The sequence below is a fragment of the Dyella monticola genome (genome assembly GCF_003363155.1).
Taxonomy (GTDB): domain Bacteria; phylum Pseudomonadota; class Gammaproteobacteria; order Xanthomonadales; family Rhodanobacteraceae; genus Dyella_B; species Dyella_B monticola.
In genome coordinates this window covers 253,469-278,836 of the sequence record NZ_QRBE01000004.1, presented here as the reverse complement: position 1 = coordinate 278,836, position 25,368 = coordinate 253,469, and the positions used below count along the sequence as shown (strand labels likewise).

Genomic DNA, 25,368 nt, shown 5'->3' with positions numbered 1-25,368 from the left:
AGAACTCAAAAGCATCCAAGGCATGCTGGCGTTGATGGCGCGCATTGCCCACAACGATGAGAGCGAGGCAAGCGGCGATGCGACGTTAACCATCAGTCGCGCGCTTCTTAGCTATTACTTTATGGAAATCAGCGCGCAGATGGGTGAGGCGCTGGATCGAGTGGGCAAAGAGAATGTGATCGGTAAGCAAAACTGGATGTGGCAGTGATGGCCACGGAGCTCCCATCGCGCCTTTATTATTTGCCAAGCTCGCCAGATACATATTCGGCGAGCTCTCGGGTGTTTCTGGCGAACTCCGCCTCCAAATCAATGCCGCACTTATTTGCAAGAACAATAATCGACCATAAGCAGTCCGACAATTCATGACCAAGTTTAGCCTTGCAGTCATCAATATTTCGGATACCCGCGTTTGCCTGGATCAGTTTTGCTAGATCGCCTACGTCCCCTACGAAACCAAGCGCAAGCTCTTCTGTGGTCCAGATGCGCCCATACATCTTCATCTCCAGCTGTTCGTAGAGCTCGTTTAGCTGCAATGCTGACTTTTCAAGATCAATGAGTTTCATGTCGATTGCACCTGACACTGGTTATACGGCGCGATGATGATGGTGCTCTCCTCGGCGTCGCTTGGCTTTTGGCGTGGCGGCATCAAGGTTTTCCGGTGAGTGCGGGTACGGAAAAGCGCCGGTCTGCTTGGCTGCTCGCGACTCACTTTGTCTTAAGTACCCGGTCACTAACGTCCGTTTTGGGTGAAAGCGGACAGGCCGGGGGCACACTTACTTACTTTTTGAAAAGTGGTCGAGACGCTGCTGCAAAGTGGATGACAAATCCTTGTTATCGCTTGTTGTGACATTCCCTACTTTGCAAACGACCTCCGCCTGACCTCCGATCCACTGTTCATATTTGCCACCTTCTGAGCCTTGATAGCGACTTTTTATGGTGGCAAAGGAGATCCATTGATTGCCCGTTTTGTCGGCTGACATGAACTCTCCGCACAGCACGTCTTGCTTTTTATTCTCCGGACTAAAAACTTGACCAAACCGAACGTGTCGGACACGGACAATTTCAGCAGGCAATGTTTTGTGGAAGTCCACCGCGGCTTTCGTTAATAGAAAGTCTTCTGATGGCGTGACGGACACTACAGAAGAAGCAGCCAGTAAGATGGCCAGCAGTAATTTCATAGTGTACCCCTCGTTCTATTCCATGTTTAGGCAAACGTTGTAAGCCGAACTTGATACCAAAGTGCTCAATCTCGAGGGGTGCAACCTCCACCCGCTGGAAGGAAATGTCTCCCAGACTGGCGAGCCTTTCATCAAACAGGCGACGACGGGCGCTCTGGTCCAAACTTGAGCGCTGGCCGAAGCTGTCGACCTTTGCTTCAAGTAGGTGTGCCCCGCTCGAAAAAGCGGCCGTGTTCAATCCAAGAATTTCCGGGTGTCCGCCCCATCGAAGCGCCTGACGACAACCGACTCCAGCAGCGCAGGTTCAAAATTCCGCAGGTTTACGCCGTGGCGAGCGCCTGGCGTGGACTCAATCGGCTCCCAATGGGTGACGATACCGCAGGTCTTGCACCGCACATTTCGCAAAGATCGATCGCCCCACATATAGCTTTCCGTGTTCTCGGGGTGGCCTTCGATTGAGACTGAGCCGAGTTGGTAGTAGACCCATATCCCTCCCGTGCGGCGACATAATGAGCAGTTGCAACTCGTCGCTATGTCGGGCGCCGTCGGAAGCGTAAGGCGCACTGCGCCGCAATGGCAGGAACCGTGCAGCGATGGCGAGGCCTGTTCATGGTTCACGGAATTCATCATTGGTTGTCGTGCCACCTAACGGGTGAATATACGGACAAGCCTGTCCGGTTATACATCCTCGATCGCGCAACGAGATACCCGTGCGACTCATTGTTGTTGCTGTGGCTTATCTTCGCTATGCCAGGCCAACAACTGGGTGTATGACCGGTTGAGGCCGCCCTCGAAAGCAGACGCCACGCGCAAGAGTAAGCTGGTACAGCCCTACCTGTCTGCATCGAGTTACCCCGTTATCCCTTCATGGACCAGCACGTGTCCGCGGTGGCATGTCCGATTGTTCAGAACATCGAAGGACACGTGCAATTCCCCCACGCTCTGATAGCTCCGTGAGCGCTTCGCGAGTCCCTAACCTACTGCCTTCGATGCAGCGCCGAGGAAGCGTTCGACGATCTCCGGCAGCATCGGCTCGACGGGGAGCGTGTAGTGGGTGGTGTTCGGCAAGATGGCGAGCTGGTTTGCGGGCCGCAGGGAGCCATCGATCCCGGCATCGCGCTGGCCGCCTCCCAACGCCTTCCAGAACTCGACCATGTGTTCGGGCCGGATGGCGTCCGCGTCGGCAAAGACCAGCAGTGTGCGTGCCTGAAGCTTGGCGACGTCAGCGCTCCAGTCGAAGGGGCGTTTGGTCAGGTCACCGACCTTCCTGAAGAGGTTGGTCCAATCGACATCGGGATAGGCCTTCCCTAACGGCGATGCCTTGACGCTAGGGCCGAGCGTGGCAGCGTTGGCCTCCAACTGTTTGAAGGCCGCCACCACGTCCGGATAAAAGCCGTCTTGCTTCATCGTCGCGGACACGAGCACGAGCCGGTTGACCACGTCCGGATGGCGGATGGCGGTCTGCAGCGCGACGCTGGCACCCAGCGAGTAGCCCATGACGTCGGCCCTGCCGAGGTTCAGATGACCGATCAGGGCGGCAATGTCATCGCCCATCGTTTCACTGCGCAGTGGTCTGTCCGTGTCTGGCGTGCGCCCATGTGCCTGGAGATGGGGAGCGATCAGCTGCCGGCTCTTGGCCAGCTCGGCCAGATTGCTCCCAAAGCTGTCCGGGTCGATGCCGCCGTGGAGAAGAATGAGCGGCTTGCCGACGCCATGCACGCTGTAAAACAAATGCTGGCCATTGACATCGGCAAAATGCGCGTTCGACATGGTGAGAGTCTTCTTGGCTTGAACGGGAAGGACCGCAGTCAGCACGGCGGTCGCCATGGCAGTCTTCAGGAAATCGCGTCTGAGCATATTGTCCTCACGTGGCGCCAAACGGGACAGCGCGGGGGTGACTATGTGCTTCGTCGCCATCCCTTCCATACATCGGCGGCCGCGGCGTGGTCACGATCCGCTCGCGAGCAACTCATCCAACTGCGCGAACTGTTCGGGCAGGCCTTGCGCCGAACCGGCGAGGGCTTCCTCGAGGGCCTCCGTTGTTGGGTAGAGTTCGTGCAGGATGACCAGCGTTTTGCCGGCATTTTCTTCGAACGTCACCGTAGTCACGGCGCCCTGATCGCTATCTTCGTTCGTCCATATGAGCCGCTTGTGCGGCGTTACTTCTCTGTACGTGCCGAAGAACGCCATCGGTTGATCGAAGTCCGGATGGCTGAACACGAGGCGATACGTACCCCCGGTGCGAATATCCATGTCGCACGAGACCAGCGACATGCCCACCGACTTCGGAACCCACCATTGCTTGAACAATTCGGGTTTGCTCCACGCTTCGAAGACGATGTGCACGGGAGCATTGAACGTTCGCGTCACCAGGAGTTCGCGATCGGACTTGCGTTCCACGGTGGTGCGATTCATGGCGACGGCACTATTTTCTTTTGCGTTGGGCATCTGCCTTCTCCTCGTATTTCAAGTGTTCGACAAGCTTGTCCAGCGCATCGAAGCGTGCGCTCCAAAGCTGGCGGTGCTGCTCGATCCAGGCGGCCTCTTCTTCCAGTCGGCGCAGTCCGAGCTTGCAGGTTCGTACGCGCCCAACCTTCTCCGTAATCACGAGCCCCGCTTGCTCCAAGACGCTGACGTGCTTCTTCATGCCCGTGAGGGTCATGTGAAACCTTTGGGCAAGGTCGGTGATTGAAGCGTCTGAACCTCCGAGCTGCTCCAGCACGCCGCGTCGGGTGACATCGGCGAGCGCGGCGAACGTTGTATCGAGGCGAGTTTGATAGTGAACCATATGGTTCACTGTAAGGTGCGCTTGGGTGATTTGCAAGCGGATGACCCACGGGCGCAAATCGCACGCAGCTCCTCTGCCGCTCCGAACCCAAACTACGCATGTCCAGCGTAGGCAAAGTTCCGACCAGCGGTTTTGTGGCAGCCACGTCAAGATGTCGGATGACGCCTCAGAGTCCAGGCTGTGTGAAAACGCCCCGTAAAACGAGCCACCTATTCTGACCTCGCCCCACGCGGAGGGTCCCATGAAGCGATTCGTGGAAGGACTGGACCGATCACAGGGCCTGCTTTTCCCCGAGCGGCTGGAAGACCATATCAATGAGGATAATCCCGCTCGAATCATCGATGTCTTTGTCGATGAACTAGACCTTGGCACACTGGGGTTCGAAAGCGTCGAGCCCGCGATCACTGGGCGCCCTCGATACCATCCGATCACGCTGCTCAAGATTTACATCCACGGGTACCTCAACCGAGTCCCATCCAGCCGGCGCCTTGAGCGTGAGACACAGCGAAACGTCGAGCTAATCTGGCTGACTGGGCGATGTACACCCGATTTCAAAACCTTAGCCGATTTTCGCAAGGACAACGGTGCTGCCATCGGTCGTGTTTGTCGCCAATTCGTGCTGCTGTGCCCTCAGATGCAGTTGTTTACCGATGCTGTGGCCGCTATCGACGGTAGCAAGTTCAAAGCCGTCAATAGTCGTGATCGCAATCTGTCGGAAGCCAAGCTCAAAGCCCGCATGCAGCAGCTGGAAGCGAGCGTGGCGCGTTACCTGGACGAACTAGACCGTGTTGATCCAGGGCATCCTGGACGCGGCCACATCGGCGGCGGGCAAAGCTCCGTATGTCATGAGTGAGTTCGGCATCGGGGTGGCATTGTCGATAACCACGGTTGCCATCGTCATTGGCGTCAGCTGTGGCAAGGGCCATTATCCCGTTCCAACGAGTCAATAGCTGCAAGGGAGATGGCGCGAATCACTGCGGCGTGCATTTTTTTAAGTGGGATATCAGCGATGGCGGCGATGCGGCCCCAACCGTCGATCGCCAATCGCGACTCACCGGTTCGTCGCACAAAGCTCACGCTTCAACGCATACTTGCACACCTTTCGCTCTGCCACGCGGGAAAGGCGATCCAATGGTTGCTTATGACCACGAGAATGATCTCGAATCGTATAACTCAGCATTGGCGCGAACCCAGATCATGGCTGGCCCTGGCAGTGATCGCCGCAGCCCATTTTTTTCAAGATCCTTTCGAGCATGCGGCCTGGTCGCCACTGCAGCAACACATGGGGCTGTCTTTTTTCCCCACGGGCAGATGTCACTACTCCATTATGGCGGCTCGATGGTCTTCCGATTGATGTGGAACGCTCTGTTGGTTGCAGTCATCTGGATGTTGCTTGGTAGGCCCTACGATGTTTTTCCGCTAAAGGATCGAATGCGCGCATCCCGGACCGATCCTGTTCAACGAGTCATACGGCCACCATGCAAACGGGAAAGGCTGTCCATTTCATGAGAACCGTGCACATGCCAATGCTACGTTTAAATCATTCGACGCCCGCAAGAAGCGGTACGAAGCGTGTATCCATTCAACATGTTCGTAGGCTTGCTTTGCTATGGCTGCAGGGTTTGATACTCAGTGCGGCACTGACTTCACTCGCCATCGCGCAAGACGCACAACAAGATCAGCAAGCGACACGGCTTATGGAAAAGGTCGGCGCGCCTTCCCAGTTCGTCATGAATACTTTCAAAAGTTCCGGGATGCTCGGGGTCAAACCGCATACGCTGACGGGCGAAGAGCGGCAGAAGATCAAGGCCGCACTGGCTGCGTTACCGCCGCTTGATCGCCGCGTGCTGCTCGACCGGCTTGATGATCTCTCATTCATTGACGGCATTCCGGGCGAAGGCACCGGCCTCACGTCACCCGGAGCGCATCATGGCCACTACAACATCACGTTACGGGCAAGCATTATCGACGAATCGCTTTCGACGTTCCTGACCACCAAGGAGCGGCGCGATTTCACAAGCGATGACTCAGGTATCACGGTAACGGTGAAGGGTCAGGGCACCGACGCACTCCACTACGTTCTCTTGCACGAGTCCACTCACGTAGTCGATCAGACGTGCCGCGTTACCTTCACAGCGCATTCGAAATTTGTAGAAGGTATATGGAAGGAAGCCCATACCCTGGACGCCCCATGGAACACAGGTCCTTTGAACGAAACCTTTTTCAGAACACATAAGCCGCTGGAAATCCAAAAGGCGTCAGCCGTCTACGGCGCACTATCCAACAGCCCATTCGTCAGCCTCTACGCCACCTCCGCCTCAGCCGAGGACTTTGCGGAACTCGTCGCGTGGGATGAAGTGCGCCACATGAACGGCCATCTCGTCATCGAACTGACCGATCGCCATGGCGCTGTCCTGAAGCAGTGGCAACCACTCACGTTTCCAGGCGTCGTGAAACGTTTCGAGTATGTCGACGAATTCCTTGCCAACCCCGCAAGCTTCAAGGCGTGTGCAGCGTATAAGACTTAACGGGATCCTGAGCGATGATGGCGAGCCACAACGCAGGTAGATCAGATATCCACCTCATCGTCTTGCGCGGATTCACCCGGCCTGAATTCGAGTAAGTCTCCGGGCTGGCACTTGAGGTAGGTGCAGATACGCTCAAGCGTGCCGAAACGGATGCCGCGCACTTTTCCGGATTTGAGCAGGGAAAGATTTTGTTCGGTGATGCCGACGTAAGCGGCAAGCTCGCGCGATTTGATTTTGCGCCGCGCAAGCATAACGTCGAGATTGACAATGATCGGCATAGGCGTCAGATGATCAGCTGGTTGTCTTCGGCCAATTGCCGGGCTTCGCCCATGATCCACGCGATGAGAAAGAACAGCGTGCTGATCAGGATCATCCACACGTCCGAAATATCCATCTGTATCGAGGCATTTTGGACGTGGTTCAAACCCATCGCGCGGGACGTCGCCAACTCCACGGCCGGCAGCAGGCAGCCCGCCACCGTGGCGAACAACAATGAAAGTGAGAAGGCGCGCAGGTGCGACGTTGCCTGCGTAGAAAAGAAATCGCCGCGTTCGAACAAGCGCATCAACTTCACCAGTCGATACAGGCCGTACAGATAAATCAGCGACACCAGCGCATTGGCAATGAGGGCAAGGCGCGGGTGACCGACTAGTGGGTCCGTGACTTCCAGCTGCACCATGCTCAGGATGTCGGGATGCCCGATCAGGCTGCGCCATGCCAGGAAAACATTGGCAGCGACGATAAAGCACATAGTGGTCAGGATCGCGTAGCGTAGCCAGCGGGCTACGCGGATGGCTCTATCACAAGTAGTTATCATCGTAAAGTATATAAAGTTTATTGTAAAACAATAAACTTCTCTCCTAAAGTGGGAACCCTGGCCACGATGTCCGAGGGGCTCATGTATTGCAAGCGCTCTTATCTGATTCCGGTTTTGGTTCTGCTCGGTGCTGCCTCGCAGGCCGGTCGCGCGGCAACGCCTGCGCCAACCCCCGACGCAGTTTTCTCAGCCATGAAAATGGCCTCCGGCGGAGCCCACTGGGACCTGTTCAAGGAGTTGGATCAGGACTTCGCCGTGGAGCAGGGCGGCCAACGAGGACGATGCACCGAATACCAGGATTTGCGCAGCGGGCGTTATGCAAGCTATTGCACGCTGGCTGAGCTGCCGAATGCGCAGGGTTATGACGGCACGCGGGCGTGGTTCATGGATGAAAAATCCATGGTCTCGGTACGCGAGTCGATTCAATCGACCCGCGAGGCGGCAACGGATACCTATCTGATGCGCAATGGTTGGTTCCATGGCGCCTCGGTCGATCCTGCACACATGACGTATGTGGGCCAACGTACGGAAGCGGGAAAAATCTTCGATGTCGTGGATGTCGTTCCCGAAGGAGGCCTTGGCATCGAGGCCTGGATCGATGCGCGCAGCCACTTGCTGGACCGGGTGATCGAGGACAGCGACGATGGCAGCAAGCAAACCACCTGGTACAGCGACTACCGGCCGGTCGATGGCGTGATGGTGGCTTTCAAACAACGCCAGGGAATGGGCGATCCTCAGTACGACGAAACCCTGCAGCTGCAACACGTCGCGCTTCGCAACACGGCCGACAACACGCATTTCGCCATGCCATCCTCGAGCGTGCATGATGCCGACATTGACGGCGGTGCAGCATCGACCACCGTGTCATTTACACCGTATGCCGGCTTGATCATGGTGGGTGTATCCATCGACGGTAGCGCGCCGATGCCTTTCCTCCTGGACACCGGCGGCTTGAATCTGCTGACACCCGATGCGGCGCAGCGCCTGGGCTTAAAGGGGGCTGGCAATCAGCCTATCCAGGGCGTGGGGACGGCAACGCAGTCGATGCAGACGGCCCAAGTAAAAAGCTATCGCGTCGGGAACGTCGTCATGCGGGATCAGCCGTTCGTCATTGTCGATCTGCCGCGTCTGCTCACCGATCGCGGTGCACGCGAACCCATTGCCGGCATCATCGGCTACGAATTGCTCCGTCGATTCGTCACGCGCATCGACTATGACGACACCAGTCTGACGTTTACAAAAGTGGCCTCGTTTCACGGCGAGCCCGGCGCGGCGGATGTGCCGATTGTTTTCAATGACCGAACACCACAGGTCGTGGCCAAGGCGGACGGCAATGCCGGCACCTTTAATCTGGATACCGGCGACGTGGGTGAGTTGACGCTGTTCGCACCCTTCGCAACATCGCACAACATCAAACCGCTCGGCCAAGTCGTCGCAAGTGGCGCACGTGGAGCAGGTGGCAAGATCGATACCACCGAAGCACAAATCAGCAGCTTTTCGATCGGTCCGTTTACCGTGTTGAGCCCGCGCACCTCATTTGCATCTCCCGCCAAAGGCGCGTTTGCATCGTCGCTGCTCGCCGGCAATATCGGTCATGGCATCCTGTCACGCTTCGTGGTGACCTTCGATTACGAGCATCGGCAGCTGTATCTACAACAAGGCCGGCACTTTGCACAGTCACAGCCGGGTAATCACAGCGGACTCGGCCTTGATCGCACAGAACATGACGCATTCCAGGTCGTGATGATTACGCCGGGGTCGCCGAGCGAGCGGGCGCAATTGCGCGTCGGTGATCGCGTAACGGCCATTGACGGCATTCCCGTTTCGCAACTGGGACTGGATGATGTGCAGCGCATCATGAAGCAACCTCAGGGTACGCGTGTGCAGGTGAGCGTCATGCGCGGTGGCAAAATGAGTGTGCATACGCTTTTGCTCGACAAACCCTGACGTGGCTTCCCTACTCGCACTGGCGAACTTGCCGCGCTTTGCTCGTCATTCCGGCGAAGGCCGGAATGACGAGCAAAGCGCAGGGAAGCCGAAGCCTCAGGGATGGAGTTCACTAAAAATTAGGCACAGTTCCAAAACAAAAAACGCGGGAAAGCAACCGACATCTACTTCGATAAACCAGCAATCTGCGACGGGCTAACGCCCAATATCCTGCGCATGCAGCGCGCCATGTGGCTCGGATGCGCAAACCCCGCTTCAAGCGCAATCTCCATCACACTTCTCCCACCTTCAAGCAGACGCAGACGCGCGCGTTCCACGCGGCGCTCAAGTACAAAGCGATGGACCGGCATACCAACAGCTTGCTTGAACAGCGGTTGGAAGTGTGACCGGCTGAATCCGGCCACGCCCGCAAGTTCGGCAAGCGACAGATCCTGATCGAGGTGCGCATCGATGTATTCGATCACATGGTGCAGCCGCCACGCGGGTAACGCTCGACCCGGCTTCGCATCGGAAACCTTCTTTTTCGCTTGGAGAACAAGCAGACGTGTCGCGAGCGCGGAGGCGAGGCTATCGGCAAATAGGCGGCCACCTGGATACGCATCATGATCCTCGGCCTGCATCATCCAGCCGATGCGCTCGATATGCGCATCACGCAGGTGGATGGAAGGCGCTAACGCGGCGTTGCGGCTGTCCACACCCATCGCCTCGGCGGTCTCCTGCAAGAGCGAAGGCATCAGGCGAAGCAACAGCGATTTCGCCGGCCGGGACACCATCCAACGCGTGCTCGAACCCGCAGGCACCACACAAAACTGACCATGAATACGAACCCCGCGGCGCTCGTGCGAGCCCGCGCGATAAGAAACAGGAACCGGGTCGCCAAGGTGAAGGCACAAGACATGACGATCATCTACCGGCGAATGAAAAAGGCCCGTGGGAACCGGCGACGTGAGTACATCGAGCAAAGGCAAGCCGTCGCCACCACCGCCCGTCATCAGCGCTGCGGAAGGATCGGGATAACAGGAAGGTCTGCCAGCCATGCTCCATCCTTGTATACGGACGGCCCGGATGCATGTGCTGGAAATCATACATATGTGCCTGAAACCGGCCCTTTGTGCGCGCATGACCCTGTTGTGCACTGCCAGGATATCCGCCTACGGGAGCGACCCGGCATACGGAGTGAAAGCATGAGGCGTCGGCAATTTTTGCAGCTAGCGGGTACTACGTGCGCCGCTGGCATCGCTGCGGTCTACGCGTCGCGCTCGAACGCGTTTCGCGCAAGCGGTAACTCACCACGCGCCACCGATGCCGCAGCATTTGCCGCCATGCGGCGCTTTGCCGATGTGCCCTTTGGCCGCATCGCCTATGTCGAACGGGGCACGGGCGATGCGGCGCTTTTTCTGCATGGCGCGCCGCTCAATGGCTTTCAATGGCGCGGTGCGATGGATCGCCTTTGCCAACATCGACGATGTGTCGCGCCGGATTTCATGGGGTTGGGATACTCCCAAATTCACGCGCGGCAATCGTTGGCAGCGCGCGACCAGGTAGCGATGCTTGCCGCGTTGCTCGACACACTCGCTATGCCCGCCGTGGATATCGTCGCCAGCGACAGCGGCGGCGCGGTGGCACAACTCTTTGTAGCGCACTATCCCGAACGCGTGCGAACGCTGCTGCTGACCAACTGCGATGTCGAACCGGACAGCCCTCCGCCCAAGGTCAAGCCGGCGATTGACATGGCCCGTGCGGGGACGCTCGCCACCACGACGGCCAAGTGGCTCCACGACAAGGCGCTTGCCCGCGCGACGTTCGGTAAAGCAGTTTTCAGCGATCCTAGTCATTTCGCGGACGAAACCATCGACTACTACTTTGCGCCACTCGTCAGCTCCCCCTTGCGCAGGGCACAGTACGAAGCGTTTCACATCGCGCTGGTACCCAATCCGCTGGCGGGTATCGAGGCCTCGCTCAAACGCAGCCGTGTACCGGTGCGTATCGTATGGGGTGCGGCGGACGACATCTTCTCCCACGCTGATGCCGATTATCTCGACCATCTGTTTCCCCGCTCCGAGGGAATCCGCTTTCTACCCGGCGCGAAACTGTTCTTTCCTGAAGAGTTTCCGGATGTCATTGCGGCGGAAGCCATGCGCTTGTGGCGTGTCGCGTGATGCCCATGAAGCCAGCTATCCCTCTTCATCGTCCAGTTGCACCGAGCGCTGCTGGTGCCATGCGTTTGTTGCTCGCATTCATTCTCCTCTTTGGCATCTGTCAGCCTGCAATTACAGCAACGCCGGCGCCCGCTACGCAAAGCGAACTCGATCACGTCTTGCTATGGGGACAAAGCATCGATCAGGTCACTGCGATCATGGCAGTCAAGCTCGGGTTTCAGATCCGGCCAGGGCGTGACCCCAACGGCGTGGCCAATCGATACGTGCGGTTTTCGGATCGGAGCTATATCGAGCTGGAAGGCATTACCCGATCCAACGCGACGATGGACCCAGGCATGCTTGCCGATCAGGCGGTGCTGCATGGAGGTCCCGGCGCCCGGACGTTTGGGCTACGGTCGTCCGCGCTCGATCAAGCGCGGTCGCTATTGCAGCGCGACGGTTTTACGCCGACGCCGATTTTTTCTGCATCGCGTACGGATCCCGATGGAGGAGGCCCCTCGCGCCCACCACGCTGGCGCCTGTTCGCGTTCCAACATCAGCCATTGACGAGCAATCTTTTCTTTATCGACTACGCGCCAAGCAACACAACATCTTTCAGCCATGCCGATGATCGCGTCGCGCGCGAGCATCCCAACAGCGCACGTGAACTGTCGGCGGTATGGCTGCTATCGGCCACGGCCGACGTCGATCGGCGGCAGCTTGAACGATTGGGCTACGCGAAGGCCAAGCCCATCCGCATCCCGCAAATAGCAGCGCGTGGTTACTGCGTACCCGTCGGCGGCAAAAGCATTTTCGTACTTGAGCCGGATGGCGCGGGCATCGCTGCGCGAGCCTTACATGAAGGCGGCCCGCAAATTCTCGGATTGAGTATCGGCGTCGACGACCTCCCTCGCGCGAAGCGATGGGCAGAGCGTGGCTACGAGACCACGCTTGCGAGTTATCGCGGCGTGTTGGGCCATGCATTCCTGGCGCCGACCCGAACGGACCTCGGGCTACTGATTGAATTTCACGAGATGTCCAAAACAGTGTCGAAGGATGCCTGCGGTGGATGATCGCCCTCCATCTAACCGGCATCGCAACCGGCTCATCCCTTCCGGCGCCAATGCCTTCTTGTTTTATGTCGAGGAATAAAAGATGACGCAAGTCTCCCGTTACCACCCCTTACTGGCCGCTCTGCACTGGCTCCTCGCACTGATGATCATCGCCATGCTGGCGATCGGTTTCTTTGCATTGGCCGTTACGCCCAACACCGATCCACACAAGATCGATGTACTGGAAGTACACATGGCTGCCGGCATGCTGATTCTTGCTTTGATGATGATCCGTTTTATCGTTCGGATGTGCACCGCACGGCCGCCCCGCCTGTCCAGCGGTAGCTGCTTCCTCGATCGCATCACACCCATCGCCCACTATGGCTTTTACGTGTTGATTCTGCTGATGGTAGGCAGCGGCTACGCCACGGGCATCCTCGCCCGATTGCCCGCCATCGTTTTCGCCAGAAGTGGGGAGCCGCTACCGCCAAGTTTCGCGATCTTCCCAACGTGGACGGTGCATCGCGCCGTGGCCGTTATGCTTGTTGGCTTGATTGTCTTGCACGTGATTGCAGTGTGCTATCACCAGTTCATCAAGAAAGACGGACTCTTTCGGCGCATGTTCTTCAGGTAACGCGGATGCCGCCCTCTTTTCCAGCTTCCGATACATTCAGCATAGTGATTTCGCATCTCGCTTCATCACCGCATCTTCTGGGATTTTCTCGCCGTGAGTGCCTATACACGCGGATCCATCGGAGTGATGCAGGCGGTGCTTTGAGGCAAAGATGCGCGATATCACATGCGTTTGCCGCTCGCGTCTCGCATGAGTTGGCCATCGCGCAAGATGCGCCTTCCAGCACTCGGTGTGTCGGTCACGGCAGCCGCATAAAGCGGCTCGGCAACGTGCGGGTGATGGCCAACTGGGGTTTAACGCGCAAGCAGTGCGGCGGAAACCATGGATTGGCCACGCTAGGAAAAGCATCGTTTAGCCTGCTACCGGAAGGGTTGCGGGTATCATGGTGCGCGCGCTTGTGACGCACCTCATCGAAATCGCTTTCTGGGTCGCGCGGTTCATCATCCGCGTAGCGCACGCATCAGCTTTACCGTCACAACGTATCTGCCTGCACTGACAGATATCACGCTGCAACTGTGCGATGGTGTTCGGGTCGGGTGTGCCCATCGGGCTTGGATGAGCACGGCACACCCGACATGAGTGAAGTTGCGCGGATCGCCAGAGTGAGCGCTCAGACGATCCGCTGGCCACAACCAACTAGAAGAGAGTTGACCATGGTTACTCCCGATCATACGGCAAGCACGCCACCGCGCGCCCCCGCCACGCCGACCTTTATACGACTTCACCGCCCCGCCTACGGCGCGGCGTCGGGCCCAAGTGGGCAAACGTAGAAAACGGATACAGAACATTCCGCCTACCCATGCAGGATTTTTCCTGCAGCCCTTCACGCCGCGCGCAATACGCGGCGTGACCTAAGCGCGTGGAGCACCCCATGGAAGACAAGCACAGCGGCCCATCCGGCCCGCAACTCTATCTATTGTCCGAAGAAGGCTACGAAGAACTCAAAAGCATCCAAGGCATGCTGGCGTTGATGGCGCGCATTGCCCACAACGATGAGAGCGAGGCAAGCGGCGATGCGACGTTAACCATCAGCCGCGCGCTGCTTAGTTATTACTTCATGGAGATCAGCGTGCAGATTGGTGAGGCGCTGGATCGAGTGGGTAAGGAGAATGTGATGGGTAAGCAGGGCTGGATGTGGCAGTGATGGGGGAGGGGCTTCTCAGCATAAGGTTCGACGTCGGCTCCACCGCAGACAGAAGCGTGTTCACCCCTTCGAAAGCGTGATGGCGCCAATATGCATCGCATTTCGTAACGATGAGCAGTGAACTATGAGTCGGCTGGGGAATAGCTCGACAGGCGTTACAGCGGTGCGCCCGAAGTAGACAGCGCGTCGACGGAGTATCAAAACGGGTTACCAGCACCACCCCGTGGGCTATAACAGACGTTTGGCAGTCATCGGGATCGTCAAAGAAGCTTCTAAGCTTTGATGGTTAACTCTTAGCCTGGTATCGCGGCCAGCTGCGGCTCCTATGTTAACCGGCAAACTGTTTTCTGGTGACGATGACAGGCCAGCGTGGCCTTATACCCCACGAAGCTGGGGGCCACGAGCATGGTAAGATTCTCTGGGACACCATCAACAAGGGGACTGTTATGGACGCCAAGAGCAAGCCGATTGCTTTTCCTATTGCACCTAAACACGTCCGCTACGTGAAGCTCGGCGCGGGCGGCAGGTGGGAGCAGGAGAGTTTGGAGAAAAGCATACTTCGTTTTGGATTCGAGTCCGCAGACCCGGAAGCTCTCCAACTGTGCCGCGAAGGTAAGTGGGGTGAGATCCGCCAGGGCTGGCTAGAAGACAGCGGCTGCTCGGCCCGCATCGCCTCAAGCTTTGCTAATCAAATGAAAGCTTTTTTCGAGGATAAAGGCGACACCCTGTGGGTGACGTTTATTGACGACAAATTACACTACGGCTTCCTTGAGTCCGGCGAGCCGGAGCGGGCTAATCCAGGCGATGACAAGGACTGGAGCAGCTTTCGTCGCGTCCGTGAAGGCTGGCGGTCGGCCGACGCACAGGGCAATTCACTCACGCGCACTAGCCTGCCTGGAACGGTCACAAAGCTGTCGATGTTCCGTAGCACTACGTGCAATGTGGCTGACCATGAATACTTGGTCAACCGCATTAACGGGCTGCGTTCGCAAGAAGTAAAGAGGGCAGATCAGGCCCGAACAGAATTGCTCGAAGCCTTGGTCGTCTTAATCCGTCGGTTGCATGAACGGGACTTTGAGGTGTTAGTTGACATGGCTTTTGTCAATGCCGGTTGGCGACGCTTGGGTCGCGTGGGTGGTAACGAGCCGGTCAAGGATCTCGATCTGGAGATGCCCCTTACACGCGAGCGGGCGTACGTGCAAATTAAAAGTGCGACAAGCCAAGGCGTGCTCAAGTCTGTGGTGAAGGAGTATCAGGCGCGCGAGCATTACACACGTCTCTTCTTTGTTTACCACACGTCGTCCGACGAGCTAAAAAACGACTGGGAGGACTCGGGAGTGGTTCTTGTTGGAGCCGAAGAGGTCGCGCGCATGGCGCTTGAAAGCGGGATTTCTGATTGGATCATTGATCGATCGAGATGAAGCAGGCACGTCAAAGAGGGTGGGGTTGCTGGACTGAGCGCAAGATTTCAAAAAGGTATGTCGAGTGCTAGATGCTATCGTCAGACATAAACCGTTAGGCAATTTCCGAAATACTCATGACCAGTCGAGGAAGGGGCGAGCCGTTCTCAGCGAGGACGTGATTACGTCGAATGTATTTGGCCCACTTCAGTACATGAATGCCGAATCGGCCTATGCCATTGTCTACGAGATTGCTAGTCTGGCTGGTCATAAAGTTAAGTCCATAAGCCCTAAAACGCACACCGTGCAATTCTGGCCACGAATTGAAGGATCCGAACCCGACCTGGTCGTGGATTTCTTTGATGCCACCGAATGCCAGATGCAACGACTCGTTGTGGAAGTCAAATGGGACGCGAGGATGAGCGGCTCAGGTCAGCTAATAAAGCAGCGTGAATCCTTCTGCCGAGGCAGTTACGAGGAACATTCCTATCACGTGCTGTTGTCAAAAAACGTAGGCGACGCGGATATGCGGGAACAGCTTGTGTTCTCGGGATGCAAGGCCGTCACATGGCATCAGCTTGTCAACCGTTTGAGTTTGAAGAGTGCCTGGGGCGATTCGCCAGCAACATCAATCTGGAGAGACCGCATTGGGCTCTTTTTGTCGGAAATGGGCATAGTTCCGTTTGATTCATTCCAGACGGAAATCGGTACGCTGAAAGCAAAGGCACACCATTTCACTGGGGCGTGGCATGTGGATCATTGGAGCTTTCTGGCTGAATCAATGCTGCCGCTCACCGAGCGAATGGCAGGATACGTAACGAGTTGGGAGATCAAAAAATGACAGAAGCAACTCGTACTCATGCGGACTTTACGTCGTCAATTATCGCTTCAATTGATTTAATTAGTCATGTGTGGAAGCAAATTAATGCCTTGAAGAACAAGTTAGACATCGAGCTTCCAAATTTATCGGGTGATTTCGTATCTCGCATTGAGCTGGATAAGGAGCACGAGGCTACTGATTCGACAGCCACCGATGACGTTTCTACTGCATGGCTTTGGCGCTACAAGGTCAGTTACTCAACTCCAAAGCAAAAAGGGCGAAAGAAAAAAGCGTTTCTTTACGCTGTTTCGAGGATATATCCGATGAACGAGGATGCTAAAAAGAAGGGCTTCGATCCATTTCTCATCATCTATCTTGAACGCAGCGATTGTGAGTTAGGTCTGTCAGATTTTTATGATTCACCCGATGACGATTATCATCGCAAGCAAATAGTGGATGGTGAATCGCAGTTGGTAGATGATCGCAATTTGTTCAAGGACTTATATAACGCTAGGGTCTATGAATATTTTGAAGACAGGGAAAATATTGGTGTCGGACTATTTGTTCCATTGCTATCGCTAAATTCAAATAATCTGGATGCCGGTCTTATTCATCCCTTGAGAGAGCTGATCGAGTCTCACGTTGAAAAATGGGCGAATGACAGAAATTAAAAACTTTGACTGTGCGGGAATTGAGGCAGGTGGCGATTCTCTGGTTGATTGCATCCTTTACTAGTTCTGACGTGGAGGTTGAGTTGGCTTAATCCCGGATATATCACTCCTCGACACTTGCAGAGTAAGGCTTAAGCGCCTCAGCTGTTTGCGATGCATGCCTGGACAGGGAGGTGGATAGCTCATACAGCTCTCCCCACATGCCAAGCATCATATCGTCATCCTTGAATGCGGGTAGCATGCCTACTTCACGACGAAACATATCGTCATTTAAGAGCTCCAGATGTCGCAACCGCACCCAGTGATGCGCCAGTTGTTGAAGTAGCATCGGGTCGGGAAAGTCGGGCGTGAGAACAGGCCCAACAGCGTCCCAAGTCGTGAGCTGGAGGTCCAGCTTCCGCATCACTTTTCCCTGCATGGCAAACTCGGCGACACTTTCCAGTACTTTGATGTTGTATAGACAGGACTGGATGAGAACCTTCGCAGCCACTTTGCGTCGTGCCGTCAGCATTGCAGTCGACGCGTCAATTTGGGCATTGAGCATCCGCCGGTTCACATAGAAGGCCGCCGGGATTCCTAGCGCAATACCAAACACCGTTGCCAGGAAGCTCGGAAAGAATGCGGCTATAAAACTACTCACCGTAGTTCGTTCCTAAATAGTGGGCTTACCACAAGTGGGCTTCTGACCTCAATTTGGCGGTCAGTATTCCCACGCTACCTCGCATGCTAGATAGCCTTGGCAACTGCGTCAACGAAACACGACCCATTGATATCGATCAATATGCACTCTGTGTCAGCGAGGCTGCGAGAATTTTCACACTCATGGCTGGAGCGTCTGATTGGCAGCGCGCTGCTATCTGAGTAGTCACCGTTCCAAGCTTTGCTCGGAAACTGCGCGTGTAAGACGCGCCCACCGCGATTAGCTCAGCGTGGCAAAAGCCGCCGGCGTGAAGTCGGCAATCTCTTCGACACGACCTTTGCGCACCTTCTCAAGCCACGCAGGGTCCTGGAGCAATGCGCGTCCGACCGCTACCAGGTCGAACTCGTCGCGCTCCAGCCGCGCGAGCAGTCCATCCAGCGGCTGGGATTGGGCGCTCTTGCCGCCGAGGGATTCGTAGACGTCGCCGGATAGACCAACGGCGCCGACGGTTATCGCGGTCACGCCGGTGAGCTTCTTCGCCCAACCGGCAAAGTTCAGCTCCCCATCGATCTCAGGGAAGGCAGGCAGCCAGAATTTTTGCTGCGAGAGGTGGAAGGCGTCCACACCCGCTTCGACGAGCAGGCCAAGCCACTTTTCCAGCACGTTGGGCGTCTCTGCGAGCCGTGCACTGAAGTCTTTGGGTTTCCATTGCGACAGGCGGAGAATCACCGGGAAGCCGGCACTCACCACCGACCGCACGGCCTTCAGAATCTCGACAACGAAACGTGAGCGCTCCACCAGCGTCGCGCCGCCGTAGCGGTCATTGCGCACGTTGAGATGGTCATAGAAGAACTGATTGAGGAGATAGCCGTGCGCACCCATCAGCTCGATGCCGTCGAACCCAAGCCGCTCGGCATCCAGCGCTGCACGCGCGAACGCATCGATGGTGTCGGCCACATCCGCTTCGCTCATGGATCGCCCCACAGGCTCGCCTGTCACGGAGAGCCCCGAGGGACTTTCATAGGGCGCCGGTGGTGTCCAGTTTGGCAGTGAGGCCGACCGCTTGTGCCCCACATGCACCAGCTGCGGCACGATGCGTCCACCTACTGCATGAACCTCGTCAACCACGTTCTTCCAGCCAGCAAGCGCCGCCTCGCCATGGAAGTGCGGCATGTCAGGTTCGTTGAGCGAGGCCGCGCGGCCGACCCCGGTTCCCTCCGTGATGATGAGGCCGACGCCATGTTCCGCGCGGCGACGGTAGTAGCTGGCGACCTCGGTGGTCGGCACGCCGCCTGGAGACATGGAGCGCGTCATCGGCGCCATCACGACGCGGTTCGGTAGGTTGAGCGCGTTCAGTCGGTAGGGTTTGAACAGAGCGTTGAGATTGGACATACCTTTCCACCATCCGGTGAGACCCTCGGGCCTCAGTAGGGCCGCATCGTAGGCTTCAAAAACCAAAACACCAATACCTACCTTTTGGTAAGTGATGGCGTCGCGTTGATGAAGCGTGGTTTAGGGAGGCTAAACTCGACGTCGTGGCTCGGCGGTTGAATGAGCGGCCACGGCAAACATTGAACGTCGAAACATCCGCCGAACGATTCCAGCGATGTGTTGCGTTAACCGGTTGAAATCGCAACCCAAAGCCGACGATCGGCATAACGAAAGTCGTACTATCTGAGAGAGTGAAGATGACCGATTCATCAATGAAAAAATCCAACGCCGCGATCGGGCAGCGCTGCGTTATGGCCATCGTTTGCCTGATTTGCACGGCGCAGATTAAAACAGCGTCCGCTCAAGCTGTTGATGCGCCCGCCGATGTAAGAAAGGTGCTTTATGCCAACGATGAGTTGCTGCTTACCGCAATTCACCGCGGCGATCGAAATACGTGGGCTCGACTTACCACCTCTGATTTCATGTACGTCGAGGAAGGCGAAGTCTCCCGTCGCGATCAGTTTTTGAAGGAGCTCGAAGATGACGGCTTAATGCCACTCATCATTCGAAACTACGAAGTGAAAGTCATTGGCGACACGGCACAGGTTTTTCATCAAGACGATGTTCCGCAGAGACCTGGTCGCGTAGACGAAAGACATTCCCATCTTCTTATGACTGAGACCTGGCAGCGCATTCACGGTCAATGGCGACTGCGATTGGTGCATACCGATCGCATCAGGATTAACCCTCCTCCCATCCTGCTGACATCTCAGCAAATCGATGAGCTTGTTGGCACCTACCGCAGCGCCAATGTCACTTACATTATTAAACGCGATGGCCATCGTATTCTCGGAGGGAGAGCGGGAGAGCCTCTTACCGAACTGATGGCTGAAACGCGCGATGTGCTTTTTCAACCGGATAACGTGTATCTACGTCGTGTCTTTCAGCGCGACGCGAAGGGCCACGTCACGGGCTTCATCGATAGACGCGAAACGGATGGCCGCTCCTGGGCGCGTGTGAGCTCCGGTTAGCGCGTATCTGTGTTGCTGACGAGGTCGTTTCATCCATGGATAAGGCACGCTTCGCTGTGAAGCGTGCCTTCACGTCAAAGAAGAATCCGCTGGTCTTTTTCATGCGGCGACTGGTCGAAGAGTGGTCCTGTGTCGATCCTGCGCACGCTCGTTCGACGCATGCATGAAGGCGACCATGTCGGCCGCCACTTCACGCCAAGGAAACTGCCATGTCCTACATCGATGGTTTTGTGATCGCCGTACCCAATGCCAACCGCGAGCAATTTATCCGGCACGCACGTACGTTCGACCCCATTTTCGTGGAGTTTGGCGCCATCCGAGTGGTGGAGTGCTGGGGTGACAACGTGCCCGATGGCAAGCTCACCGATTTCCGCCGCGCCGTGCAGGCGAAGGAGAACGAATCCGTGGTGTTCTCCTGGGTGGAATGGCCCGACAAGGCCACCCGCGATGCTGGCATGGATAAAGTCATGAAAGATCCGCGCATGAACGCCGCCGGCGACTTGCCCTTCGATGGCAAGCGCATGATCTTCGGCGGCTTCGCACCGGTGGTCAGCCTGCCGGACTAGGGAAGCGTGGATTTACCCGTCGAGGCAAAACGTCCGCTGGCCAAACGTTGCTTCCGGAATCGCATCGTTTGGCCGTACTGGCCAAACGATGGTTCAGCATGTGTAGCGGAAACCATAAATTGGCCGCGACCGTAAAGCATAATTGGCCGAGAGGCCTAACTAACTAATATGGCTGATCTTTAGAGCTCTATATCGCTTCCGGGTTACAGGCTGCCTTGGTTTGACTGGCGGCTTAACGTGCATCGATACCAATGCATCACTCATCGAGAAATTCCTGGAGGTCGAAATCGGCTTTCTTGAACTGAGGTCTAGTGCTTGGAAGGTAGCGACAGACTAGCTCTGTTGCTGGAGCGCGCGCACTCCAGCAACTGCATCGTCAGCAGATCGACACATGGCCGTCGATTAGGCAAGGACGAATTCCTCACTCAGGCTCACCTGGCCAGATATCTGTCCGCCTGTCCGCACGAACTGTCCGCGGACACAGCCCACGCCGAACCCCATTAACCTTAAGTATTTGTAGGGGTGTGGATTTCGCGCAATATCGAGCTTGGTCTGCTCCTTGCTACCAACGGTCGGGAGTGGCGATCGCCTGTCACGAAAGCGCGGCAGCGATCACTGATGCGGTCAATTCCCCTGAAGGGAGAATCTGGGAATGCATGCTTTTGAACTTGCATGGCACGGGCCAGCGCGGCGCAGGCCGCCGAAACTTTTTGCGACGCTCGCCGTTGAGTTTTGCACCGATGCGTGCATGCCCATCCTGACGTTGCTATACACGGCGACGTGGGCCGGCACAATGGATCTCCAGGCCAAGCTTGCCGAAAATCAAAAAACCGAAGCGTAGCCCTGGAACTCTCATGTTTACCTATCATCTCAGACTGGGGCTTCGCAGTCTTCGACGCAATCCGGTGCTTACCATGTTGATGGTTTTGACCATCAGCGTTGGTGTGGCGTCGTCCATGACGACTTACGCGGTGTTTCGCGCCACCTCACACAATCCCATTCCACATAAATCGTCGCAGCTGTTTGTGCCGCAGATCGACAACGTGGACGAAACGGCGACGGCAGAGAATGATGGAGAGCCGCCGGATATGATGAGTTACACCGACGCCATGGCATTGATGCAGGCACGTCGGGCAAAACTTCAGACGGCGCTGTATCCCATCGACATATCTGTCGCGCCAAGCAATACGTCGGGCCTGCCGCTGCGGGAGATCAGCTATGCAACGTATGCCAATACTTTCCCGATGTTCGACATACCGTTTCTTTACGGCAGCGGTTGGTCCACGGCAGATGACGAAGCACGCGCGGCGGTGGTTGTCATCAACCGTGCGCTCAATGACAGGCTATTCGGCGGCGCCAATAGCGTCGGCCGCGATATCGTGCTGGATAATCGCACCTATCGCATCGTTGGCGTCATGGATGGCTGGAACCCTCAGCCTTTATTTTACGACGTGAAGAATGTGGGTGCTTTTGGCAGCGCGGCCCAGATTTTTATTCCATTTACACGCGCCGTCGACCTTCATATCCCGACCAGTGGCGCCAATCTTTGCAATACAACACCCGGCAGCGGTTGGGACGCGTGGCTCCACTCCGATTGCACCTGGATCGCCTATTGGGTCGAATTGCCGGACGAGACCAGCGCAACCGCATATCGCGATTACCTGCACGCCTATGCGGCCGAGCAGCAGCGCGCGGGGCGTTTTCGCTGGCCTCCGAATATACGCCTGCGCAACGTGATGCAGTGGCTCGACTATAAGCATGTGGTACCGGCAGAGTCGAAGATTTCCTTGTTGGTTTCCGTGGGGTTCCTGTTGATTTGCCTAGTCAATACGGTGGGGCTGTTGCTGGCCAAGTTCTTGCGGCGCGCGCCGGAGATAGGTGTGCGTCGTGCGCTGGGTGCACCACGCAATGCCATCTACGAGCAATTTCTGATCGAGGCAGGCGCAGTGGGATTGGCCGGAGGTATGTTGGGACTGCTGATGACCGGCGCTGGGATGTTCGAGTTGGGGCTGATATTCGAGCCGCAAATCGCCCGGCTTGCCACGCTTGATGCATCGCTGGTGGCACTGACACTCTGTGTCGCTGTGCTGGCCACCGTGATGGCAGCGCTCTATCCCGCTTGGCGCGCCGCCATGGTGCAACCCGCCTGGCAATTGAAGTCATGAGCATGCTACAGATCAAACCCGTCCTCAGTGCCCTCAAGCGGCACAAAGCAGGCACGATTCTGATCGTGCTGCAGGTGGCCCTGACCCTCGCCATCATCTGCAATGCGCTATTCATCATCGAGAAGCGTATCGAGCGGATGTCGCAACCGACCGGCATGGTCGAAAGCAATCTGCTGACCATCCAAAACTACTGGGCCGGTGCGGACACCAAGGATATTCCGTCACTGACCAAGTCAGATCTGCTGGCACTGCGACAATTGCCAGGCGTGGAGGATGCAACGCTGATGCAGGCGTATCCACTGTCTGGCTATAGCACGACAGAAGGCATACGCCTCAATCCGAACACAAGGCAGCGGATCTCCCTGGCGCAGGAGTATTTCACTGACGACCACGCCATCGCCACCATGGGCGCCCGACTGATCGCAGGGCGCAACTTTCGCGACGACGAGATACGTTTTCTCGACCCGTCTGAAAACGCGCCGCTTCCTCAAGTGATCATCACCAAGGCCCTGGCCGACAAGGTATACCCGGATGGTTCCGCGCTGGGTAAACCGATCTATATCGGCAACAACAGCCCTTCACCGAGCACCGTTATCGGCATCATCGAGCGGCTGCAGGCGCCATCGCCCTCCGCCAGTTTCACCGAGTACGCCGTGTTGCTGCCCGCGCTGCTTTCGGGCAAAGACGGCAACTACCTGATCCGCAGCAGGCCTGGCCAACTCTCCGCGATCACCAAGGATGCGCCTGCCGTCCTGATCAAGCTCGACCGCATGCGCGTCTTTTCTCAAGATGGAGGGGTCCGTACCTTCAGTGTGGTGCGCGAGCAGGCTTACAAGAGTGACCGTGGCATGGCCATATTGATGACCGCAATCTGCGCAATCCTGTTGATCACCACCGCGGCCGGTATTGTTGGCCTCACCAGTTTCTGGGTTGCCCAACGACGCAGACAAATTGGTATACGCCGAGCGCTGGGTGCGACGCAAGGTGACATCCTCTATTACTTTCTTACTGAAAATCTCTTGATCGTTTTGGGCGGCATCAGCCTGGGCATTGCGCTGGCAATAAGCCTGAACATATGGATGATCATCCAATATGAGATGACGATGTTGTCGTTGAAGTATGTCATCGTTAGCGCGATCACATTGATACTGCTGGGTCAAGGCGCCGTGCTGATGCCGGCCTTGCGGGCATCGCGTGTACCACCGATAGAAGCCATTCGAATCACAAGTGCTTGATGAGCGCGAGCGCTTCGCAAATCAAAGCCACGCGTGAGTGCAAGGCGATCCATCACGCGCGTCACGCCGATGCCGGAGATCGCACGCTCGACCTCAATGACCACCGCCTCGTGAGTGGCGTCATCGACGACCGTCAGACACTTGATGACGCGCCCATCAGCCGTGCGAACACGAAGTCCATCGACCAGACCTCGTTAGGCGCCGTTGGGCGCAACAGCGGTTGTCGCTCGCCCACCGGCACTGGCAAGGCCAGTACGGCCTCGGCGGCGCTTGAGCAAGCCTTGATCACGCGTTACGGCACGTTGGGCTGTGTGCGCGAACCCTTTCTGCTTCGCTCGGACAACGGTTTGGTGTTCACCAGTCGAAACTACACACGCCTGGTACGCAGTTATGGGTTGAGGCAGGAATTCATCACGCCGCATTGCCCTCAACAAAACGGGATGGTCGAGCGCGTCATTCGCACGCTCAAGGAGCAATGCGCGCACCGCCACCGCTTCGAGAGTCAGCAACACGCTGTCCGCGTGATCGGTGACTGGATCCAGTTCTACAACCACCGGCGCCCCCATCAGGCGCTCGGTATGAAGACGCCCGCTCAAGCCTATGCTTTAGCGGCGTGACCTGTGCAGAAACCGCTGGGTCATTACAGCTCAGCGCGTTGCTATCCGCTCATTGCCGGCCTCCTTTATCGAGTTATTGGTTAGGTGAAGCTCGATTTGGGCATCGATCCACTCGATGACGGCCTGCGTTGATGCGAACCATCCACGGCGGCCGGGAAGCCGAAACATTGAAATTGGAAGTCTCCCATCACGGCGTGCTTGTCTCAACGCATCTTGAGACTTAAAGCCGAGGGCCTTGGCAGTAGCGGCTGCGTCCAGAAGGGGGCCGTGCTCTATGGCGAGCTCACGACTAATGCTGTGCTGGTTGCCTGCAGACACGGAGACTCCGCCCTAGACCGGCATAAACCGTTGGGCTGACCTTACTCCTGGGGGAATCTGTTATCAATATGCAAGATATTGATTATCAAGTGAATTATGTATGGACTATAGTCCACAGTTAAGGCGGATCTGCGGCCGCGCAGCGGTTATCGGGGGTATCCAGATCGTTAGGCCAGATCAATGGAAACGACCTTTTTCGGCGACTGTTCTTGACGAATTGCCGTTAGCAATAAAAGAATCCTGGGGAC

26 protein-coding genes and 2 pseudogenes are annotated in these 25,368 nt (G+C 56.8%); 16 read left to right on the top strand and 12 right to left on the bottom strand.

Annotated elements, in window-relative coordinates:
• Positions 1-208: XAC0095 family protein (locus tag DWU98_RS09685; protein WP_230474777.1), on the top strand; the 208-nt coding region annotated here is incomplete at its 5' end.
• Between the two features lie 28 nt (positions 209-236).
• On the opposite strand, the gene DWU98_RS09680 is transcribed toward DWU98_RS09685, so the two are convergent.
• The 6 genes from DWU98_RS09680 to DWU98_RS09655 all read right to left on the bottom strand — a co-directional run bounded on the left by DWU98_RS09680 (position 237) and on the right by DWU98_RS09655 (position 3,966).
• The gene (locus DWU98_RS09680; RefSeq protein ID WP_115495338.1) at positions 237-563 is read right to left on the bottom strand and encodes a nucleoside triphosphate pyrophosphohydrolase family protein; all 327 of its coding nucleotides are present in this window, start codon (positions 561-563) and stop codon (positions 237-239) included.
• Between the two features lie 210 nt (positions 564-773).
• Entirely contained in the window at positions 774-1,178 is a 405-nt protein-coding gene (locus DWU98_RS21675; RefSeq protein ID WP_147293278.1) for a hypothetical protein, read from the bottom strand.
• A 234-nt stretch (positions 1,179-1,412) separates the two neighbouring features.
• A complete protein-coding gene (locus tag DWU98_RS22640) occupies positions 1,413-1,805 on the bottom strand; it encodes a GFA family protein (protein WP_484488895.1) in 393 nt (130 codons plus the stop codon).
• A gap of 345 nt (positions 1,806-2,150) precedes the next feature.
• Positions 2,151-3,005: an alpha/beta fold hydrolase gene (locus tag DWU98_RS09665; protein ID WP_230474776.1), complete on the bottom strand. Its 855-nt coding sequence runs from the start codon at positions 3,003-3,005 to the stop codon at positions 2,151-2,153.
• A gap of 120 nt (positions 3,006-3,125) precedes the next feature.
• Positions 3,126-3,626: an SRPBCC family protein gene (locus DWU98_RS09660; protein ID WP_230474775.1), complete on the bottom strand. Its 501-nt coding sequence runs from the start codon at positions 3,624-3,626 to the stop codon at positions 3,126-3,128.
• Positions 3,604-3,966, bottom strand: a complete 363-nt coding sequence (locus DWU98_RS09655) for an ArsR/SmtB family transcription factor (RefSeq protein WP_115495336.1) — start codon at positions 3,964-3,966, stop codon at positions 3,604-3,606. The genes DWU98_RS09660 and DWU98_RS09655 overlap by 23 nt, the downstream gene beginning before the upstream one ends.
• 241 nt (positions 3,967-4,207) lie before the next feature.
• On the opposite strand from DWU98_RS09655, the pseudogene DWU98_RS09650 reads away from it, so the two are divergent.
• Positions 4,208-4,771, top strand: a pseudogene (locus tag DWU98_RS09650) (transposase); the annotation flags it as partial.
• 700 nt (positions 4,772-5,471) lie between these two features.
• Positions 5,472-6,494, top strand: a complete 1,023-nt coding sequence (locus DWU98_RS09645) for a hypothetical protein (protein ID WP_147293277.1) — start codon at positions 5,472-5,474, stop codon at positions 6,492-6,494.
• A 41-nt stretch (positions 6,495-6,535) separates the two neighbouring features.
• Here DWU98_RS09645 and DWU98_RS09640 read toward each other — a convergent pair whose 3' ends face one another.
• Positions 6,536-6,772: a helix-turn-helix domain-containing protein gene (locus DWU98_RS09640; RefSeq protein ID WP_115495333.1), complete on the bottom strand. Its 237-nt coding sequence runs from the start codon at positions 6,770-6,772 to the stop codon at positions 6,536-6,538.
• A gap of 5 nt (positions 6,773-6,777) precedes the next feature.
• Complete coding sequence (locus DWU98_RS09635; RefSeq protein WP_158545019.1) at positions 6,778-7,245, bottom strand: DUF2975 domain-containing protein; 468 nt, start codon at positions 7,243-7,245, stop codon at positions 6,778-6,780.
• A gap of 258 nt (positions 7,246-7,503) precedes the next feature.
• Here DWU98_RS09635 and DWU98_RS09630 point away from each other — a divergent pair, with 258 nt between their 5' ends.
• Entirely contained in the window at positions 7,504-9,258 is a 1,755-nt protein-coding gene (locus tag DWU98_RS09630; protein WP_158545018.1) for an aspartyl protease family protein, read from the top strand.
• Positions 9,259-9,422: 164 nt separating this feature from the next.
• Here DWU98_RS09630 and DWU98_RS22210 read toward each other — a convergent pair whose 3' ends face one another.
• On the bottom strand, positions 9,423-9,980 hold the full coding sequence (locus tag DWU98_RS22210; protein WP_230474774.1) for a helix-turn-helix domain-containing protein: 558 nt from the start codon (positions 9,978-9,980) through the stop codon (positions 9,423-9,425).
• A gap of 462 nt (positions 9,981-10,442) precedes the next feature.
• On the opposite strand from DWU98_RS22210, the gene DWU98_RS09620 reads away from it, so the two are divergent.
• From DWU98_RS09620 to DWU98_RS09585, 7 genes are all read left to right on the top strand, one after another.
• Entirely contained in the window at positions 10,443-11,417 is a 975-nt protein-coding gene (locus tag DWU98_RS09620) for an alpha/beta fold hydrolase (RefSeq protein WP_115495329.1), read from the top strand.
• Between the two features lie 59 nt (positions 11,418-11,476).
• Positions 11,477-12,469 carry a VOC family protein gene (locus DWU98_RS09615; RefSeq protein WP_115495328.1) on the top strand — a complete coding sequence of 331 codons (993 nt, stop codon included), beginning with the start codon at positions 11,477-11,479 and terminating at the stop codon, positions 12,467-12,469.
• A gap of 82 nt (positions 12,470-12,551) precedes the next feature.
• The gene (locus DWU98_RS09610; protein WP_115495327.1) at positions 12,552-13,082 is read left to right on the top strand and encodes a cytochrome b; all 531 of its coding nucleotides are present in this window, start codon (positions 12,552-12,554) and stop codon (positions 13,080-13,082) included.
• 871 nt (positions 13,083-13,953) lie between these two features.
• On the top strand, positions 13,954-14,226 hold the full coding sequence (locus tag DWU98_RS09600; RefSeq protein WP_115495325.1) for an XAC0095 family protein: 273 nt from the start codon (positions 13,954-13,956) through the stop codon (positions 14,224-14,226).
• A gap of 446 nt (positions 14,227-14,672) precedes the next feature.
• The gene (locus DWU98_RS09595) at positions 14,673-15,647 is read left to right on the top strand and encodes a hypothetical protein (RefSeq protein ID WP_147293276.1); all 975 of its coding nucleotides are present in this window, start codon (positions 14,673-14,675) and stop codon (positions 15,645-15,647) included.
• A 193-nt stretch (positions 15,648-15,840) separates the two neighbouring features.
• The gene (locus tag DWU98_RS09590; protein WP_115495323.1) at positions 15,841-16,467 is read left to right on the top strand and encodes a hypothetical protein; all 627 of its coding nucleotides are present in this window, start codon (positions 15,841-15,843) and stop codon (positions 16,465-16,467) included.
• On the top strand, positions 16,464-17,117 hold the full coding sequence (locus DWU98_RS09585; protein WP_147293275.1) for a hypothetical protein: 654 nt from the start codon (positions 16,464-16,466) through the stop codon (positions 17,115-17,117). The genes DWU98_RS09590 and DWU98_RS09585 overlap by 4 nt, the downstream gene beginning before the upstream one ends.
• Before the next feature lie 103 nt (positions 17,118-17,220).
• Here DWU98_RS09585 and DWU98_RS09580 read toward each other — a convergent pair whose 3' ends face one another.
• Positions 17,221-17,757 (bottom strand): hypothetical protein, encoded by a 537-nt coding sequence (locus DWU98_RS09580; RefSeq protein ID WP_147293274.1) that lies wholly within the window; start codon positions 17,755-17,757, stop codon positions 17,221-17,223.
• A 279-nt stretch (positions 17,758-18,036) separates the two neighbouring features.
• Positions 18,037-19,149: an NADH:flavin oxidoreductase gene (locus DWU98_RS09575; RefSeq protein WP_115495320.1), complete on the bottom strand. Its 1,113-nt coding sequence runs from the start codon at positions 19,147-19,149 to the stop codon at positions 18,037-18,039.
• 296 nt (positions 19,150-19,445) lie between these two features.
• Between DWU98_RS09575 and DWU98_RS09570 the strand changes: the two genes are divergently transcribed.
• The 4 genes from DWU98_RS09570 to DWU98_RS09550 all read left to right on the top strand — a co-directional run bounded on the left by DWU98_RS09570 (position 19,446) and on the right by DWU98_RS09550 (position 24,185).
• Entirely contained in the window at positions 19,446-20,219 is a 774-nt protein-coding gene (locus DWU98_RS09570) for a nuclear transport factor 2 family protein (protein ID WP_147293273.1), read from the top strand.
• Between the two features lie 209 nt (positions 20,220-20,428).
• Positions 20,429-20,785 carry a DUF1428 domain-containing protein gene (locus DWU98_RS09565; protein ID WP_115495318.1) on the top strand — a complete coding sequence of 119 codons (357 nt, stop codon included), beginning with the start codon at positions 20,429-20,431 and terminating at the stop codon, positions 20,783-20,785.
• An 854-nt stretch (positions 20,786-21,639) separates the two neighbouring features.
• Positions 21,640-22,950, top strand: a complete 1,311-nt coding sequence (locus DWU98_RS09555; RefSeq protein ID WP_115495316.1) for an ABC transporter permease — start codon at positions 21,640-21,642, stop codon at positions 22,948-22,950.
• Positions 22,905-24,185 (top strand): ABC transporter permease, encoded by a 1,281-nt coding sequence (locus DWU98_RS09550; protein ID WP_230474773.1) that lies wholly within the window; start codon positions 22,905-22,907, stop codon positions 24,183-24,185. Before DWU98_RS09555 ends, DWU98_RS09550 begins: the two co-directional genes overlap by 46 nt.
• 26 nt (positions 24,186-24,211) lie before the next feature.
• On the opposite strand, the pseudogene DWU98_RS09545 reads toward DWU98_RS09550, so the two are convergent.
• Positions 24,212-24,426, bottom strand: a pseudogene (locus DWU98_RS09545) (DDE-type integrase/transposase/recombinase); the annotation flags it as partial.
• Positions 24,427-24,496: 70 nt separating this feature from the next.
• Here DWU98_RS09545 and DWU98_RS22415 point away from each other — a divergent pair.
• Positions 24,497-24,802, top strand: coding sequence for an integrase core domain-containing protein (locus DWU98_RS22415; protein WP_268990239.1), 306 nt, complete (start codon positions 24,497-24,499; stop codon positions 24,800-24,802).
• Positions 24,803-25,368 lie beyond the last annotated feature (566 nt).

Bases quoted from the DNA above. Each gene is read 5' to 3' on its own strand.
- DWU98_RS21675 (WP_147293278.1), bottom strand. From the start codon at position 1,178: ATGAAATTACTGCTGGCCATCTTACTGGCTGCTTCTTCTGTAGTGTCC.
- DWU98_RS09620 (WP_115495329.1), top strand. From the start codon at position 10,443: ATGAGGCGTCGGCAATTTTTGCAGCTAGCGGGTACTACGTGCGCCGCT.
- DWU98_RS09610 (WP_115495327.1), top strand. From the start codon at position 12,552: ATGACGCAAGTCTCCCGTTACCACCCCTTACTGGCCGCTCTGCACTGG.
- DWU98_RS09680 (WP_115495338.1), bottom strand. From the start codon at position 563: ATGAAACTCATTGATCTTGAAAAGTCAGCATTGCAGCTAAACGAGCTC.
- DWU98_RS09595 (WP_147293276.1), top strand. From the start codon at position 14,673: ATGGACGCCAAGAGCAAGCCGATTGCTTTTCCTATTGCACCTAAACAC.
- DWU98_RS09645 (WP_147293277.1), top strand. From the start codon at position 5,472: ATGAGAACCGTGCACATGCCAATGCTACGTTTAAATCATTCGACGCCC.
- DWU98_RS09590 (WP_115495323.1), top strand. From the start codon at position 15,841: ATGAATGCCGAATCGGCCTATGCCATTGTCTACGAGATTGCTAGTCTG.
- DWU98_RS09600 (WP_115495325.1), top strand. From the start codon at position 13,954: ATGGAAGACAAGCACAGCGGCCCATCCGGCCCGCAACTCTATCTATTG.
- DWU98_RS09660 (WP_230474775.1), bottom strand. From the start codon at position 3,626: ATGCCCAACGCAAAAGAAAATAGTGCCGTCGCCATGAATCGCACCACC.
- DWU98_RS22640 (WP_484488895.1), bottom strand. From the start codon at position 1,805: ATGAATTCCGTGAACCATGAACAGGCCTCGCCATCGCTGCACGGTTCC.
- DWU98_RS09555 (WP_115495316.1), top strand. From the start codon at position 21,640: ATGTTTACCTATCATCTCAGACTGGGGCTTCGCAGTCTTCGACGCAAT.
- DWU98_RS09640 (WP_115495333.1), bottom strand. From the start codon at position 6,772: ATGCCGATCATTGTCAATCTCGACGTTATGCTTGCGCGGCGCAAAATC.
- DWU98_RS09655 (WP_115495336.1), bottom strand. From the start codon at position 3,966: ATGGTTCACTATCAAACTCGCCTCGATACAACGTTCGCCGCGCTCGCC.
- DWU98_RS09570 (WP_147293273.1), top strand. From the start codon at position 19,446: ATGACCGATTCATCAATGAAAAAATCCAACGCCGCGATCGGGCAGCGC.
- DWU98_RS09630 (WP_158545018.1), top strand. From the start codon at position 7,504: ATGAAAATGGCCTCCGGCGGAGCCCACTGGGACCTGTTCAAGGAGTTG.
- DWU98_RS09635 (WP_158545019.1), bottom strand. From the start codon at position 7,245: ATGTGCTTTATCGTCGCTGCCAATGTTTTCCTGGCATGGCGCAGCCTG.
- DWU98_RS09665 (WP_230474776.1), bottom strand. From the start codon at position 3,005: ATGGCGACCGCCGTGCTGACTGCGGTCCTTCCCGTTCAAGCCAAGAAG.
- DWU98_RS09585 (WP_147293275.1), top strand. From the start codon at position 16,464: ATGACAGAAGCAACTCGTACTCATGCGGACTTTACGTCGTCAATTATC.
- DWU98_RS09565 (WP_115495318.1), top strand. From the start codon at position 20,429: ATGTCCTACATCGATGGTTTTGTGATCGCCGTACCCAATGCCAACCGC.
- DWU98_RS09615 (WP_115495328.1), top strand. From the start codon at position 11,477: ATGCGTTTGTTGCTCGCATTCATTCTCCTCTTTGGCATCTGTCAGCCT.
- DWU98_RS09575 (WP_115495320.1), bottom strand. From the start codon at position 19,149: ATGTCCAATCTCAACGCTCTGTTCAAACCCTACCGACTGAACGCGCTC.